This is a genomic window from Shewanella sp. Choline-02u-19 (assembly GCF_002836205.1).
GTDB lineage: Bacteria > Pseudomonadota > Gammaproteobacteria > Enterobacterales > Shewanellaceae > Shewanella.
In genome coordinates this window covers 2128643-2140780 of the sequence record NZ_PJBE01000013.1, presented here as the reverse complement: position 1 = coordinate 2140780, position 12138 = coordinate 2128643, and the positions used below count along the sequence as shown (strand labels likewise).

General features: G+C 42.8%; 10 protein-coding genes and 3 tRNA genes. 9 read left to right on the top strand and 4 right to left on the bottom strand.

Going from position 1 to position 12138, the window contains the following annotated elements:
* The first annotated feature begins 158 nt into the window (after positions 1 to 158).
* Positions 159 to 1829: a glutamine--tRNA ligase gene (gene glnS / locus CXF83_RS16100; RefSeq protein WP_101093604.1), complete on the top strand. Its 1671-nt coding sequence runs from the start codon at positions 159 to 161 to the stop codon at positions 1827 to 1829.
* 99 nt (positions 1830 to 1928) lie between these two features.
* Here the strand turns inward: glnS and CXF83_RS16095 are convergent, their stop codons facing one another.
* Positions 1929 to 2525, bottom strand: a complete 597-nt coding sequence (locus tag CXF83_RS16095) for a Yip1 family protein (protein ID WP_101093603.1) — start codon at positions 2523 to 2525, stop codon at positions 1929 to 1931.
* A gap of 206 nt (positions 2526 to 2731) precedes the next feature.
* On the opposite strand from CXF83_RS16095, the gene miaE reads away from it, so the two are divergent.
* Positions 2732 to 3511, top strand: coding sequence for a tRNA isopentenyl-2-thiomethyl-A-37 hydroxylase MiaE (gene miaE / locus CXF83_RS16090; protein ID WP_101093602.1), 780 nt, complete (start codon positions 2732 to 2734; stop codon positions 3509 to 3511).
* A 21-nt stretch (positions 3512 to 3532) separates the two neighbouring features.
* On the opposite strand, the gene CXF83_RS16085 is transcribed toward miaE, so the two are convergent.
* A complete protein-coding gene (locus CXF83_RS16085) occupies positions 3533 to 4249 on the bottom strand; it encodes a UDP-2,3-diacylglucosamine diphosphatase (protein ID WP_101093601.1) in 717 nt (238 codons plus the stop codon).
* Positions 4250 to 4259: 10 nt separating this feature from the next.
* Positions 4260 to 4754: a peptidylprolyl isomerase gene (locus CXF83_RS16080; RefSeq protein ID WP_101093600.1), complete on the bottom strand. Its 495-nt coding sequence runs from the start codon at positions 4752 to 4754 to the stop codon at positions 4260 to 4262.
* 319 nt (positions 4755 to 5073) lie between these two features.
* Between CXF83_RS16080 and cysS the strand changes: the two genes are divergently transcribed.
* On the top strand, positions 5074 to 6453 hold the full coding sequence (cysS, locus tag CXF83_RS16075) for a cysteine--tRNA ligase (protein WP_101093599.1): 1380 nt from the start codon (positions 5074 to 5076) through the stop codon (positions 6451 to 6453).
* A 226-nt stretch (positions 6454 to 6679) separates the two neighbouring features.
* Here cysS and folD read toward each other — a convergent pair whose 3' ends face one another.
* On the bottom strand, positions 6680 to 7549 hold the full coding sequence (folD, locus tag CXF83_RS16070) for a bifunctional methylenetetrahydrofolate dehydrogenase/methenyltetrahydrofolate cyclohydrolase FolD (protein WP_101093598.1): 870 nt from the start codon (positions 7547 to 7549) through the stop codon (positions 6680 to 6682).
* Positions 7550 to 8068: 519 nt separating this feature from the next.
* Here folD and CXF83_RS16065 point away from each other — a divergent pair.
* From CXF83_RS16065 to clpX, 6 genes are all read left to right on the top strand, one after another.
* Positions 8069 to 8145: transfer RNA gene (locus CXF83_RS16065), tRNA-Pro, on the top strand.
* A gap of 64 nt (positions 8146 to 8209) precedes the next feature.
* A tRNA-Arg gene (locus tag CXF83_RS16060) sits at positions 8210 to 8286 on the top strand.
* An 8-nt stretch (positions 8287 to 8294) separates the two neighbouring features.
* Positions 8295 to 8370, top strand: a tRNA-His gene (locus tag CXF83_RS16055).
* 254 nt (positions 8371 to 8624) lie between these two features.
* Positions 8625 to 9929 (top strand): trigger factor, encoded by a 1305-nt coding sequence (gene tig, locus CXF83_RS16050; protein ID WP_101093597.1) that lies wholly within the window; start codon positions 8625 to 8627, stop codon positions 9927 to 9929.
* Between the two features lie 90 nt (positions 9930 to 10019).
* On the top strand, positions 10020 to 10631 hold the full coding sequence (clpP, locus tag CXF83_RS16045) for an ATP-dependent Clp endopeptidase proteolytic subunit ClpP (protein WP_101093596.1): 612 nt from the start codon (positions 10020 to 10022) through the stop codon (positions 10629 to 10631).
* Between the two features lie 85 nt (positions 10632 to 10716).
* On the top strand, positions 10717 to 11994 hold the full coding sequence (clpX, locus tag CXF83_RS16040; RefSeq protein WP_101093595.1) for an ATP-dependent protease ATP-binding subunit ClpX: 1278 nt from the start codon (positions 10717 to 10719) through the stop codon (positions 11992 to 11994).
* Positions 11995 to 12138 lie beyond the last annotated feature (144 nt).

The window sequence follows — 12138 nt, the reverse complement described above, 5'->3', positions numbered from 1 at the left end:
TGTATAAACAAAAGCAGCGATGATTCGCTGCTTTTTGCTCTGTAAATGGCTATGCTGTAACCATTAGTCGTGTTTTTAAGCGTGAACCGTTGACCCTAATATGGATCTATAGGATTATGCTTTTTCGTCATTAATCATCGTTCGCAAAGAGGAATTCCATGAGTCATGTGGACACTGAAGTACGTCCTAGTAACTTCATACGTAATATCATAGATGAAGATCTTGCCAGCGGTAAGCACACCAGTGTGCATACACGCTTTCCGCCAGAGCCTAATGGTTTTCTTCATATCGGCCACGCAAAGTCTATCTGCCTAAACTTTGGTATTGCACAAGACTATAAAGGTCAATGTAACTTACGTTTTGACGATACCAACCCTGAAAAAGAGGACATTGATTATGTGAACTCTATTCAGGCCGATGTGCAGTGGCTTGGTTTCCAGTGGGATGGCGATATTCGTTATTCTTCAAATTACTTTGAACAGTTGCATCAATACGCTGTTGAGTTGATCACTAAAGGCTTGGCTTTTGTTTGTTTTTTAAATGCAGAACAAACCCGTGAATACCGTGGCACATTGAAAGAGCCGGGTAAGAATAGCCCCTACCGTGATGCAACACCTGAAGAGAACTTAGCGCTATTTGAGAAAATGCGTAACGGCGAATTCAAAGAGGGTGAGTGTGCACTAAGAGCCAAGATTGATATGGCGTCGCCGTTTATGTGTATGCGCGATCCCATTATTTATCGTGTTCGTTTTGCTCATCATCACCAGACTGGCGACAAGTGGTGCATATACCCTATGTATGACTTTACCCATTGTATTTCGGATGCGATTGAAAATATTACTCACTCGCTTTGTACGCTTGAATTCCAAGACAATCGCAGATTGTATGATTGGGTATTGGATCATCTTGATGATTTCCAAGCACCAAACCGCACGCGTCAGTATGAGTTCTCAAGATTAAACCTTGAGTACACATTGATGTCTAAGCGAAAGCTCAATGACCTTGTGGTACGTAATCTTGTCTCTGGTTGGGATGATGCTCGTATGCCAACCATTGCAGGCTTTAGACGCAGAGGTTACACAGCAGCTTCAATTCGTGAATTCTGTAAGCGCATTGGTGTGACCAAGCAAGAGAACATGATTGAAGTCGCAATGTTGGACGCTTGTATTCGTGAAGAGCTTAATGAGTTTGCTCCACGGGCAATGGCTGTTATCAATCCTGTTAAATTGGTGATTGAAAACTACCCTGAAAACCAAATTGAGATTGTTCAAGCACCAATACACCCGAGCAATGAAGATATGGGTAAACGCCCACTATCATTTGGTCGAGAGCTTTTCATCGACGCGGATGATTTCCGTGAAGAAGCTAACAAGAAGTTCAAGCGTTTAGTACAGGGTAAAGAAGTTCGTTTACGTAATGCTTATGTGATTAAAGCTGAGCGTTGTGATAAAGATGCTGACGGTAATATCACCACTATTTACTGTACTTATGATGATGAAACATTGGGCAAAAACCCAAGTGACGGTCGTAAGGTAAAAGGGGTGATTCATTGGGTTGAGGCGTCGACTGCCAAGCCTGCTGAGTTCCGCTTATATGAGCGTTTATTTATCGACACGAATCCTGCTGCTGCAGAGTCAGTTGATGAAGTGCTAAACCCACAATCATTAACAGTTAAGCAAGGCTTGGTTGAAGCTGGCTTAGTTGATGCTGCACCTGAAAAAGCTTACCAGTTTGAGCGTGAAGGCTATTTCTGCGCCGACAGTAAAGATTCAGCTAAAGATAAGCTTGTCTTTAATTTGACGGTCCCCTTACGCGATACTTTTGCTTAAGTCATATTCAGCCTATTTGCTGAATGATTAAAAAAGCCGACATTATGTCGGCTTTTTTGTATCTTCTAGAAAGAAGACTGTCTCATAATATCGTGAGCACTATTGATACATTGGACCGAAACCCACACTCCATAAGATCACGCTAGAGGCCATCAATCCGACTAAAAGTACTAATCCTGCAGTCACCACTGAGCTTGCATAGATAAAGCCTTTCTCTTCGGGAATATTCATTATAATGGGAACGCCGGTGTAAAGCAGGTAAACCGAGTAAGCTAAGCCGGCGAGTCCAACGATCATAATGAACCAGAGTGTTGGATATAAGGTGGCTAAACCTACCATGAATAACGGGGTGGCAGTATAGGCGGCAAGTTCTAATGCTTGGGTATAACTGGGTTCGGCATCAAAGGTTTTGGCCATCCAAAAAGCCAGATATGCGAGTGCGAATACGCCAGCGATGAGACCAAAGTACATACCTGTAGACATGATGAGTGCGCTATCCGATGTTAAAAACTGACGCTCTCCAACACCAAGATCCCAACCAATTTTTGAAGTCGCGAAATAAGTACAAATAGCGGGAATGAGTGCAACGATTAATATGTGACTCAGACTGCTTCTAAGTGCTTCGTGATTTTTTTCTATTGTTTGCCACTCTTCTTTTGGATGAGTGTAAAGCCCCATTAAGTGATTCAATATCATTATAGTTATCCTTGTTTAGCATTTAACTTTTAGATTAAATTGGCTCGCCAAACTGCAGACGAACTTTTTACAGCTCTAAGGCTATTTATTGAACAAAACTAACCAAGAGTCAAGCCAATCATTTTAAGCATAGGTGTTAAGCTAGGATTGTGCAGAGAATAACTGATAAAATAGTCAGCCTAACGAACAGAGCAAAGAGCCTTAGCATGCAGCAGTTACTTGCACCTATTTACTCATTTTTAAAATGCGAAACACCAGATAGTTGGATTGAAGAGGCGAAAAAGCCAGAGCAACTGAAAGGCTTGTTAATTGATCATTGTAACTGTGAGTTAAAAGCCGCGCAGACAGCGATGTTTTTGATCCGTAAATACGCCATCGATAAGCAAAGTGGACAGGTATTATTGAACTGGGCCAAGCCTTATGAAGATTTTGTTTACATCAAAGATCGTGATACTGGCGCCTTTTTGTCTAAAGAGAGCAAAAAGAATGAATTACTAGGGGAGTTGGTTGCCCGCAAAGACTTTGCCCATAGTGACGATCTCATCCAGAAGATGGTGCGCCTTATTAAAGAGGAATTTCACCACTTTGAGCAGGTATTGGAGATTATGCATAGCCGCAAAATTGACTATCAGAATGTTAGAGCTGGTCGCTATGCCAAAGGCATGATGAAGCAGGTGAGAACACACGAACCTGCAACCTTGATAGATAAGCTGATTGTGGGTGCATTCATTGAAGCCCGCTCGTGTGAACGTTTTGCAAAGTTGGCACCTTATTTAGATGATGAGCTTAAAAAATTCTATATCTCTTTACTGCGTTCAGAAGCGCGCCATTATCAGGACTATTTAAAGTTGGCTCAGGCTATTTCTACGACTGATATAGGTGATAGAGTTGCGCATTTTGCGACGGTTGAAGCGGAACTTATATCGTCAGCGGATGAAGACTTTAAGTTTCATAGCGGCGCACCAGTTATGGCTGTAGGCGCTTAAATAATGAACCGGCAAGTAACCCTACTTGCCGAAAGGAAGCTCGATAAGTTCGATATTGTCTTGGCTAACACACAACATGCTACCTTGCTCATACCAATCACCGACGACGATACGACGTTTGCCATTCGTGAGTGAGTGGATAGCAGGGCGGTGAGTGTGGCCATGGATCATCTGCTGCGTTTGTGTTGAATCAAGTAATTCAAGTACGGCATCTGGTTCTACATCCATAATACTATAGCTTTTTTGCTGATTACTGCTTTGGCTACGGCTTCTTATTTTTGCAGCAATACCCAGCCGTTTTGATTTAGGCAGATGCGCATAAAGCCATTTAGTCCACGCCATATTACGGAATTTTCTGAAGCGTTGATAAGGTTTGTCGAGAGTGCAAAGGCTATCGCCGTGCAAGATGACGGAGTTAATGCCATACAAATTGAGGACAACGACTTCAGGCAATAACGTCATGCCACTACGTTTTGCAAATGTACTGCCAATTAAAAAATCTCGATTGCCGTGAATAAAGTAAACGGGGAGTTTTTGTGTCGCTAATTTGATTGCATCAGCAAGTTGATTTGCAAATGGTTCAGCAATATCATCGCCCACCCAGACTTCAAACAGATCACCCAGGATATATAAAGCTTCGGCATCGGCAAGTTGAGTCTCTAAGAAGGTGAGAAAAGCTTGGGTAATATCGGGGCGATCTGCACTTAAGTGCAAATCGCCCACAAATAATGTACGCATCGAGTTAATCTTACTCTTCGATAGTCACTTTTTCGATGATAACTGCTTCAAGCGGGACATCTTGATGCATACCACGGTTGCCAGTGCTTACCGCTTTGATCTTATTTACCACGTCCATACCTTCAGATACTTCGGCAAATACACAGTAACCCCAACCTTGAGCTGACTCAGACTTAAAATCTAAGAAAGTGTTGTCGTTGATGTTGATGAAAAACTGAGCGGTTGCTGAGTGTGGATCTGAAGTACGTGCCATAGCAAGCGTACCGACTTTGTTCGAAAGGCCATTGTTTGCTTCATTTTCAATGGTCTCACCGCAAGGCTTCTGCTCCATATCTTCGCTAAAACCGCCACCTTGGACCATAAATCCGTCGATAACACGGTGAAAAACAGTCCCGTCGTAAAAGCCTTCTTTTACATACTTGACGAAGTTAGCTGCTGTTTTAGGTGCGTTTTCGGTATCTAAAGAAACCTTGATGTCGCCATGGTTGGTATGAAGTGTGATCATAATATTAACTCTCGCAATTTAACACATTGTAAATAATGGCTGGATTCTAACGTAATTGTGCGGTTGCATAAAGCGTTCAGTGAGATGACTATTTAAAAAGTGCGAACAAGACTTAGCTTAATTAATCATTTGGCAAACGTAACCGAAGTATTTCGCATTCGTGTCAATAGTGGATGCCTTCGTAATGTAATCTAGACGATATTAAGAGCATCTGTTCATTTTTGCGTACTTGGTGTGGGAAAACTGCTTGGAACCGCGAGTTTTGCAATGGTAGACTGGACAACTTATTTCCAAATATAGCCGTTGAAGAGAATAATCAATGTTGAAGCTTTACAATACTCTTACCCGCCAAAAAGAACAGTTTGTACCGATACAGCCAGGAAAAATAGGCATGTATGTGTGTGGGGTGACCATTTATGATTTATGTCATATTGGTCATGGACGTACCTTTGTTTCGTTTGACATGATTGTTAGGTATTTGAGATACAGTGGCTATGATGTGAATTTTCAACGCAATATTACCGACGTTGATGACAAAATTATCAAGCGCGCCAATGAAAACAATGAAAGCTGTGACTCATTGACTGAGCGTCTTATCGGTGAAATGCATCGAGATTTCGACTCGCTCAATATGGCGCGTCCAGATTTTGAACCTCGCGCGACATTGCACATGCCAGAAATCATCACTATGGTTGAAAAACTAATAGCCCGTGAGCATGCCTATGTTGCGTCAAATGGTGATGTACTATTTAGTGTGTCTTCTTTCCCTGAGTATGGGCGCTTGTCTGGGCAAAACTTAGAACAGTTACAGGCTGGTGCTCGGGTTGAAATCGAAGATGCTAAGCGCGATCCAATGGATTTTGTACTGTGGAAGATGTCTAAACCGGGTGAGCCTACTTGGGACTCTCCTTGGGGGCCGGGTCGTCCTGGCTGGCATATTGAATGTTCAGCAATGAACAGCAAACATTTGGGTGACCATTTTGATATTCATGGTGGCGGCTCTGATCTGCAGTTTCCACATCATGAAAATGAGATCGCTCAGTCTTGCTGCGCACACGATACACCGTATGTAAACTACTGGATGCATACGGGTATGGTGATGGTCGATAAAGAGAAGATGTCTAAATCTTTAAATAACTTTTTCACCATCCGTGATGTATTAAATCACTATGATGCGGCAACAGTGCGTTACTTCTTATTATCGGGTCATTATCGTAGCCAGCTAAACTATTCAGAAGATAACCTTAAACAAGCTAAATCGGGATTAGAGCGGATCTACACCGCGCTTAAAGACTTAGATTTAACGCTAGAAGCTGCGGCGGCAGAACAGTTTGTGGCTCAGTTTAAGCGTGCAATGGATGATGACTTTAATACACCAGAGGCGTATTCAGTATTGTTTGAAATGGTGCGAGAGATCAATCGCCTTAAATTAACTGATATGGCTCAGGCATCGGCATTAGGTGTTGCATTAAAGCAGCTTGCGGATGTATTGGGTATTCTTTCGCAAGATGTCGACACTTTCTTTAAAGGTGAGGGCTCAGATGATGAAGTTGCAGAGATTGAAGCACTCATTGTTGAGCGTAACCGTGCACGAACAGAGAAAGACTGGGGCGCTGCGGACATTGCACGCGATGGGCTCAATGCGTTAGGTGTTATTCTAGAAGATGGGCCCGAAGGTACGACTTGGCGCAAAAAGTAAAACGATTACGTTGAATTAAAAAAGCCTGCAATTAGCAGGCTTTTTTGTGTCTGGAACACTTATGCCACATCCCATGGATGGGAAAATGTGGTATTTATGTCTGGAACATTTATGCCAGAACCCATGGATGGAAAATTCTGGTCGCTGTTCTAAACAAAAGGTCTGGAACACTTATGCCACTGTTCACGTTATGGATCGAACGGCGTGGCATTTATGTTTGTAACCTTTATCTCTCTAGAGGCTCATCGTGATATCGCTCGCAAGCGTATAACGTGTTCTCGAGCAAGCTGGCAATGGTCATTGGGCCTACACCACCGGGTACTGGCGTGATAAAGCTAGCATTTTCAGAGGCTTTTTCAAATTGCACATCACCAATAAGTTTGCCATTTTCTAAGCGGTTAATACCGACATCAATAACAATGGCACCAGGCTTTATCCATTCACCGGGAATAAACCCTGGCTTACCGACGGCCACGACAACTAAATCAGCCTGTCTTACTTTCTGTTCTAAATTACGGGTAAAGCGATGACATGTTGTTGTCGTGCAACCCGCAAGCAGTAACTCGAGAGTCATTGGGCGACCAACGATATTCGATGCGCCAACAACGACGGCGTCTAGACCATAAGTATCGACACCCGTCGACTGAATGAGCGTCATAATGCCCATTGGCGTGCATGAACGTAGCACTGGAATACGTTGAGCGAGTCTGCCTACATTGTAGGGATGGAAACCATCGACATCTTTATCTGGACGAATACGTTCAATGACTTTTGATTCTTCAATATGCTCTGGTAGCGGTAGTTGCACCAAAATACCGTCAATAGTGGGGTCATCATTACATTCATCAATAAGTGATAACAACACTTCTTCAGGCGTTGTACTGTCTAAATCGTATGAGCGAGACATAAAGCCAAGCTCTTCACAGGCTCTGCGTTTACTCGCCACATAAACTTGTGAAGCAGGATCTGCCCCAACAAGTATCACGGCTAAACCAGGCACTCTTAGACCAGCCTCTTTACGGGCGGTTACTTTGTCTTTGAGTTTAGTTCGAATGGTTTGAGCGATAGCTTTTCCATCGATTTTTTGAGCGGTCATGGGGCTAGGTGTCCTTTATACGGCGCGATAATGGAAAACGGCGTCATTTTAACAGGACATATGATAGGTGTCATTGATTTAGACCGCTAACAAACAATTCTTAAATACGGATAATGAGTACAAGGTAAAGTTGTAGAAAGTATCCATTTTGTCGGAGGGCGAGTGCTGCTATAAATAATGCAAATACAGTTATAAGTAGGATAAATTGCCATTTTGGCGGCAAGAGACAACGGTTACATTTTTTATGCTGACAATATTGATCAATAAATAGATTTCATGACCGGAGCCGCTATATTAAATGGTCTGCTATATTGACGGTATCTTGCGCATATTGCTGGCGATAGCAGCAAAGAACGATATCGTAGCGTGTTAAATAAGCAGCCGAACGCTTTTTTAAAGAAAGTCGTTGACGGCCTTTAGACTAGGGGATAATATGCGCTCCGTTCTCAACGAGATAGTTCGTTTAGAGCAGAAGCAGAAAATATTTCCCAATACTATATTTTCGTTATGTTTCAATTTCGGTGATTAGCGCAGCCCGGTAGCGCATCTGGTTTGGGACCAGAGGGTCAGAGGTTCGAATCCTCTATCACCGACCACATTTTAAAACTAACGTGAAACGTTAGTTGCCCAGTTCAGGAAATGAATTTAATTCATTGCCGAGCGCCCGTAGCTCAGTTGGATAGAGCACCCGCCTTCTAAGCGGGTGGCCGCAGGTTCGAATCCTGCCGGGCGCACCATTTTTGTGGTGATTGTAGCTCAGTTGGTAGAGCCCCGGATTGTGATTCCGGTTGTCGTGGGTTCGAGCCCCATCAGTCACCCCACTCTTTCTGTAAAGAAGTTGAAAAGCGACCCTAGGTCGCTTTTTTTACGCCTGTAAATCGTACTTTGAGGCTCGACTCCAGCGCATTCGATAGCTATAATGTCGCGTCTTGATAATTATCAACTAAGAGTGACCAGTGCCAAACATCAGTGTTTATGGGTATTTTGGTTAAATTTACGAGTCAAGAAACGAATACCTTAATAGTTGATTTTTCGACTATTGCAAAGGACGACAGACATATTTAGAGGTAAAAAAATGCAAGTTTCTGTAGAAACCACACAAGGTCTAGAGCGTCGCCTAACTATTTCGGTACCTGCTGAGCAGATCGAAAATACAGTTAAAGAAGCATTAAAAAGTGAAGCTAAGCGTGCTCGTATTGACGGTTTCCGTAAAGGAAAAGTACCGGTAAGCGTTATTAACAAGCGTTACGGTAAAGCTATTCGTCAAGACATCACTGGTGAAGTGATGCAGCGTAACTTTGTTGAAGCTATTATTGCTGAGAAGTTGAACCCAGCGGGTGCACCAACGTTTGCTCCTGGTGTTGCTGAAGGCGAAACCTTTGAGTTTGTTGCCACTTTTGAAATCTACCCAGAAGTAGAGCTTAAAGGTTTAGAGTCAATTGCTGTTGAGCAACCTAAAGCTGAAGTTACTGAAGCTGATGTTGACGCAATGATTGAAACGCTACGTAATCAACATGCTTCATTTGAAGTTGTTGAACGTGCAGCTGCTGAAGGTGACAAAACTAAATTCAACTTCGTTGGTTCTGTTGACGGTGAAGAGTTTGAAGGCGGTAAAGCTGAAGACTTCGAACTACAACTCGGTAGCGGCCGCATGATCCCAGGTTTTGAATCTGGTATCGAAGGTCATAAAGCCGGTGAAGAGTTCGAAATCGAAGTCACTTTCCCTGAAGATTACCACGCAGAGAACTTAAAAGGTAAAGCAGCTAAATTTGTTATTACCCTTACTGAAGTTCAAGGCGCTAACCTTCCTGAAGTGAATGACGAATTCGCAACACTATTTGGTGTTAATGAAGGCGGAATCGACGCGTTACGTGCTGAAATCAGCAAGAACATGGGTCGTGAGCTAGCGCAAGCGCTTAAAGCAAATGTTAAAGAACAGGTCCTTAACGGTCTTGTTGAACAAAATGCTTTGGATTTGCCAAAAGCATTGATCGAAGGCGAAGTAGAAGTATTGCGTAAGCAAGCTATGCAACGTTTTGGTGATCAAGCTGCGAGCATGCCTGAACTACCAGCTGACTTGTTCACTGAGCAAGCTGAACGTCGCGTTAAAGTAGGTTTACTACTTGGTGAAGTTATCAAGACTAGCGAACTTAAAGCTGAAGACGAACGTGTTCAAGGTCTAATAGCTTCAATGGCATCTGCATACGAAGATCCAAGTGAAGTTGTTGCTTACTACAATGGCAATGAAGAACTTATGCAGAACATGCGTAACGTTGCACTTGAAGAGCAAGCAGTAGAACAGTTACTAAAAACTGCAACTTTGACTGAAAAAGAAGTCAAATTTGAAGAATTTATGAACAAGGCAAGCGGTCGCGCGTAACCATCGCTTGACTTAAATGGCTATTAGCCATTTATAATGGCTCGTATGAGGTTCCTCATGCGGGCCATTTTTATTTAGGGATTATTAATAATGCAAAATGCACCAGAATCAGTTTTAAATGCACTCGTTCCTATGGTGGTTGAACAAACTGCTAAAGGTGAACGCTCATATGATATCTATTCTCGTCTTTTAAAAGAGCGTATCATTTTCTTAGTTGGCCCCGTAGAAGAGCACATGGCTAATCTGGTCGTTGCACAATTGCTGTTTTTGGAGTCAGAGAGCCCTGATAAAGATATCTTCCTTTATATTAACTCTCCAGGTGGTTCTGTAACGGCGGGTATGGCAATATATGACACTATGCAGTTCATTAAGCCAAACGTTAGCACTGTGTGTATTGGCCAAGCGGCAAGTATGGGCGCATTCTTGTTAGCTGGCGGAGCGGAGGGCAAGCGTTATTGTCTACCTAATTCGCGAGTGATGATCCACCAACCATTGGGTGGTTTCCAAGGCCAAGCGTCAGATATCGCTATTCATGCCAAAGAGATCTTGGGCATTAAGAATAAGCTAAACACTATGTTGGCAGAACATACAGGCCAGCCGCTAGAAATCATTGAGCGTGACACCGACCGTGACAACTTTATGAGTGCTGATGAAGCAACTGAGTATGGACTTGTCGATTCAGTGATGAATAAACGAGGCTGATTTTTGCTTTAGGCTGAGCTATGCTGAGTGATGAAGTAATATAAAAGAATTCTGCAGCTGATAGGCTGCAAACAGAGGTAAGGTAATGGGCGAAAACAAAGGTACCGGTGACGGCGGGAAGCTGCTGTACTGCTCTTTTTGTGGAAAGAGCCAGCATGAAGTGAGAAAACTTATTGCTGGACCTTCTGTATATGTTTGCGATGAGTGCGTAGAACTCTGCAATGACATCATTAGAGAAGAGATAAAAGAGATTTCTCCTAAGCAAGATCAAGACAAGTTGCCAACACCGCATGAATTAAGAGCGCATTTGGACGACTATGTTATTGGCCAAGATAAAGCTAAAAAGGTGTTATCTGTAGCGGTATATAACCATTATAAGCGCTTGAAAAATGCGAGCCCTAAAGATGGTGTCGAATTGGGTAAAAGTAATATTTTGCTGATTGGCCCTACAGGTAGTGGTAAAACGCTGTTAGCAGAAACACTTGCACGTTTCTTGGATGTGCCGTTCACGATGGCCGATGCAACGACGCTGACAGAAGCGGGTTATGTTGGTGAAGATGTCGAAAACATCATTCAAAAGTTACTACAGAAATGTGACTACGATGTAGAGAAGGCCCAACGTGGTATTGTCTATATTGATGAAATTGATAAAATCAGCCGTAAGTCTGACAACCCATCAATTACACGAGATGTATCAGGTGAAGGTGTTCAACAAGCTTTACTTAAGCTGATTGAAGGTACGGTTGCAGCGGTTCCACCACAAGGTGGTCGCAAGCATCCACAACAAGAGTTTTTGCAGGTAGATACCTCGAAGATTTTGTTTGTTTGTGGTGGCGCATTTTCAGGCTTAGAAAAAGTCATTGAACAACGCGCAAACGTGGGTTCAGGCATTGGTTTCGGTGCAAACGTAAAGGGAGACGCTGATAAAGCGACAATCTCTGATATGTTATTGCAAGTAGAGCCAGAAGATTTAGTTAAGTTTGGTCTTATTCCTGAATTTATTGGTCGACTTCCTGTTTTAGCGACCTTGTCTGAGCTTGATGATGCTGCACTTATTCAAATTCTTTCAGAACCTAAAAATGCGATAACAAAGCAGTTTGCGGCGTTATTTGAGATGGAAGGTGTTGAGCTAGAGTTTAGAGAAGATGCGCTTAAAGCGATTGCAATTAAGGCGCAGACTCGTAAAACGGGTGCGCGTGGATTGCGGTCTATCGTCGAAGGTATTTTACTCGATATCATGTATGACCTACCTTCAACAGATGATGTTGTGAAAGTGGTAGTCGATGAGTCTGTAGTAAAAGGTGAATCCTCACCTATTCTTATCTACGAAAATAACGAAGCACAAACGGCTAGTGCAGAGTAAGACATCGTCTTAATTGCACTCGAGCATTAAAAAGGAGCCTTTATGGCTCCTTTTTTGTGCAGTTTATTAATTAATTGTTATTCGCCATTGAAACCTATCGAATCATCCCAATATACTCTTAAGTATTCATACAAAACGGAATCG